This window comes from Ornithinibacillus halophilus (assembly GCF_900129485.1).
GTDB lineage: Bacteria > Bacillota > Bacilli > Bacillales > Amphibacillaceae > Ornithinibacillus > Ornithinibacillus halophilus.
The window spans coordinates 1-2,687 of sequence record NZ_FQVW01000097.1; the positions used below are offsets into that span (position 1 = coordinate 1).

At 34.4% G+C, this 2,687-nt stretch carries 2 protein-coding genes; one reads left to right on the forward strand and one right to left on the reverse strand.

Annotated features, from left to right (window positions below; all coding sequences use genetic code 11):
- Positions 1–109: 109 nt before the first annotated feature.
- On the reverse strand, positions 110–1,297 hold the full coding sequence (locus tag BUB12_RS17315) for an MFS transporter (RefSeq protein ID WP_234982748.1): 1,188 nt from the start codon (positions 1,295–1,297) through the stop codon (positions 110–112).
- Positions 1,298–1,539: 242 nt separating this feature from the next.
- Between BUB12_RS17315 and BUB12_RS17320 the strand changes: the two genes are divergently transcribed.
- The gene (locus BUB12_RS17320) at positions 1,540–2,646 is read left to right on the forward strand and encodes a D-alanyl-D-alanine carboxypeptidase family protein (RefSeq protein WP_084063400.1); all 1,107 of its coding nucleotides are present in this window, start codon (positions 1,540–1,542) and stop codon (positions 2,644–2,646) included.
- Positions 2,647–2,687 lie beyond the last annotated feature (41 nt).

The following is a 2,687-nucleotide window of genomic DNA, read 5'->3' on the forward strand; positions in this document are numbered from 1 at the left end:
CCGCCCACGGAAAGCGAAGTATATTTCCGTAGCGATGATTTTTACCAAACATAACATTGTTCGGGTTTGTGCTTTATTAAAATACTTTTGTCCCATCCTCTTTATCACTTTAACGTTTGATCATAAATGAGACTAAGAATCCAATTACTAATAAGCTAGCTAGTATGCTGAAGGTTAGAAAGAAGGTCACTGCATTCATAAGTGCTATACCTATAATTGGCCCTATCATGGCTCCTATAAATAACATAAATGCATAAAAAGAATTAGCAAGTGCTCTTTGTTTTCCACCTAACTCTCCAACAAGCATCATTATGGAAGGAAATATCATTGAAATACCTGCTACGTAAATAATACTAGTTAAAACTATAATAATCATATTAGAGCCGATTCCTAAAAGAAATAACCCTCCTGCAGCAACAGCCAATCCAACACGTAACGTTTCCATAAGCCCAAGTCTTTTAACAATTAATCCGGTCAAAGGTGATAAAACCATCCCTATGATTCCAACAGCTCGAATATAAAGTATTTGCTTTTCTGTCAGATGAAATGGAGCATTACTTAAGTAATCCCCTAATACTGTATACATTCCTATAAAAGTTAACAACAAAAATACCGTTATGATATAACAATAAATAAAGTTCTTTTGGGTAAGTATAATTTTTGCTTGGTGTACATAATATTGAATCCCCTTTGTTCCTCCACTAATTTCAGAGGAAGGTAAGACTAGCCATACTAGAAGAAAAGTGACCAAATATAAGACCGAAAACACAACAAATACAATTTGCCAATCAAACGTTTGATTAATTACATCTCCCAATACTTGACCAAAAATACCAGACGTAACATACCCAAAACTTATAAAACCCACTGCTGTAACAATCTTATGTTTTGGATAGATATCAAAAACATAGGCTAGCGCTGTAGGTGCAAAAGTTGCAGCGACAAAGCCTTGTATACCTCTAAGAATAACTAACCACACAAACGAATTGATTAATCCAATGGATAATGTAAATAATGTCAATGCCAACATACCAAATGCAATAATCTGTTTTCTTCCATAACGATCTGCTAAAGGGCCAAATAATAAAAAGCCGAGCCCATAAAAAAGTGAAAAAGAGCTACTAGTCCAAGCAGATACGGATTGCGTCACTTGAAACTCATCAGCAAATGGCTTTATTAAAGGAGTAGTGACATAAACACTAGAAACCACTATTAACGCACACCAAAATAATATTCCTGTAATGACAGCATAGTTATAATTTATGACTGGTCTTGCTTCACTCATTGCTCTTGTCATCCAACTCACATCCCTATTTTTCTCTCTAATATTCATATGATAATAATTAGTTTAATGTCACAGAAATGCACAGTATACCCGACCATTGAATCTAACTTTTAAATTTCTTCATTCATACCTTTTTTATAAATGATATAATTATAGATATATAGAAAGAGCACTTTCCTAAACCCATTAACAACATAAGAATAGATTCCCACTTTACATGGGAATACGAGACAAATTAAAAGAGGAGAATTATATTGAAGAAATACACAATTTTAATTGGATTAGGAATAATGTCTCTCCTAATCATCGCTGGTTGTACTGATTCAAGTACAGTAAATGAAAATAATAATAATAATAATAATGATGATGATCAGGATCAGGTAGTTTCAGACCCGATTAATAACGAGGATAATGAATCAGATACAAATTCAGAAGAGGAAAATACTGAACAAGAGGATAAGGATGAAAATGACAACTCCATCACCTTACTATCAGAAATTGAACTACAGAAAGGCGATGAAGGAGAAGCTGTACGAACTTTACAGCAAGTATTAATTGACTTAGGTTATCCATTAGAAATAACTGATAGATTTGATGTTCAAACTGTTTGGGCTATTACAGATTTACAATTACAATCCGAAGAATTATTGGTAACAGGAATCTATGACATAGAAACACTAGAAGTACTAAAATTGGTTGATTCGGGGGAAATAGAAATAAAACCTGGATCTGCAATCGGTTTTGAAGAAAATCAATCGTTAGACGAAGAAACTGTGGTGATTAACAATCCATATGAAGTTCTAGCATTAGTTAATAAAAACCATGCTCTACCTAGTGATTACATCCCGGATGACCTTGTAGTTCCAGATGTTCGCTTTCCATTTATAGAAGATTTACCAAAAAAGCAAATGCGTAAAGTTGCTGCAGAAGCATTAGAAAGCATGTTCTTGGCAGCTGATGAAGATGGTATTGCCTTATTTGCACAATCGGGCTATCGTTCCTACAAGACACAGAAAAACTTATTTGCAAATTATGTTAGTGTTCATGGAGAAGCACAAGCAAATACGTTTAGTGCACGTCCAGGGGAAAGTGAACACCAAACTGGACTTACAATGGACGTTACCAGCGACAGTGTCAATTACACCCTAGTAACAGATTTTGGAGACACAGCTGAAGGTTTATGGTTGGAAGAAAATGCTGCAGATTACGGATTCATCATCCGCTATCCGGAAGGAAAAGAAGAGATAACTCAGTACCAATATGAACCATGGCACATTCGTTATGTTGGTAATAAAGCAGCAGCAACCATTATGGATAATAACCTAACCTTAGAAGAATATCTCGATATGATTATGAAATAAAGTTTATTAAAAAGAGGTTGGGACATAACTAAAAAGTCATT

Excerpts from the sequence above, each read along its gene's own strand:
- BUB12_RS17315 (WP_234982748.1), bottom strand. The coding sequence starts at position 1,297 with ATGACAAGAGCAATGAGTGAAGCAAGACCAGTCATAAATTATAACTAT.